The sequence below is a fragment of the Paenibacillus sp. 2KB_22 genome (assembly GCF_052115745.1).
Lineage (GTDB): Bacteria > Bacillota > Bacilli > Paenibacillales > Paenibacillaceae > Paenibacillus.
This window is the reverse complement of sequence record NZ_JBFRHG010000040.1, coordinates 1-389: the sequence shown is the minus strand read 5'-3', so window position 1 is coordinate 389 and position 389 is coordinate 1. Positions and strand designations below refer to the sequence as shown.

Annotated in this window: 1 rRNA gene; it reads right to left on the bottom strand. The window is 46.3% G+C overall.

What is annotated here, in order from left to right:
• Window positions 1-147 (bottom strand): 23S ribosomal RNA (locus AB4111_RS31220); the annotation flags it as partial.
• Between the last annotated feature and the right edge of the window lie 242 nt (window positions 148-389).

Genomic DNA, 389 nt, shown 5'->3' with positions numbered 1-389 from the left:
TGGAAATTACCCCAGCTGGGTTTCCCCATTCGGACACCCCCGGATCAAAGCTTGCTTACAGCTCCCCGAGGCAGTTTCGTTGTTCGCCACGTCCTTCATCGGCTCCTAGCGCCTAGGCATCCTCCGTGTGCTCTTAGTAGCTTAACCATTTTGTTCCGGTTTCGGTCGCTCGCTTCCCTTGTTTTGCTTGCGCAAAGCCAAAAGTCGCTCTCACCCGATACCATCACAAAAGCAATTTGACTACCGTTTTTATTGAAACTTGTTTACACAAGTTCAGCTAAAAAGGAATGTTCTAATTCGCATTTACTTTCGTTTCGATATCTAGTTTTCAAAGAACAAGCTCCATGCAAAAGCAAGCTGTTTGAGAGTTTGAGCTCTCAAAACTGAGC